We start from the raw sequence: 263 nt of genomic DNA, 5'->3' as shown, positions 1-263 counted from the left end.
ACGTCGTCCCCCACCGCCATGGGGACCGAGGGCACGATGTCGAACCCCTCCAGCGAGCGCCCGGCTGTGGCGCGGCCGGCGCGCAGCGGGGCGAGCGTGGTCTGCTCGGCGTGCTCGGGGGCGAAGAAGACCAGCAGGGCGCCGTCGGCGATCTCACCGGTCTGCTCCAGGTTCCGGGGGCCGATGGCGGCGATGTAGAGCGGAATGTGCTCGCGGACCGGGTGGACGGTGAGCTTGAGCGGCTTGCCCGGCCCGTCCGGGAG

The 263-nt window shown here is 73.8% G+C and carries 1 protein-coding gene; it reads right to left on the bottom strand.

The window, feature by feature from the left end:
• Window positions 1–263: LLM class flavin-dependent oxidoreductase (locus tag E0D90_RS26275; protein WP_130800369.1), on the bottom strand; the 263-nt coding region annotated here is incomplete at both ends.

The sequence above is a fragment of the Streptomyces otsuchiensis genome, assembly GCF_004305975.1.
GTDB lineage: Bacteria > Actinomycetota > Actinomycetes > Streptomycetales > Streptomycetaceae > Streptomyces > Streptomyces otsuchiensis.
The sequence above is the reverse complement of the archived record's forward strand: the minus strand, read 5'-3'. Positions and strand labels throughout refer to the sequence as shown.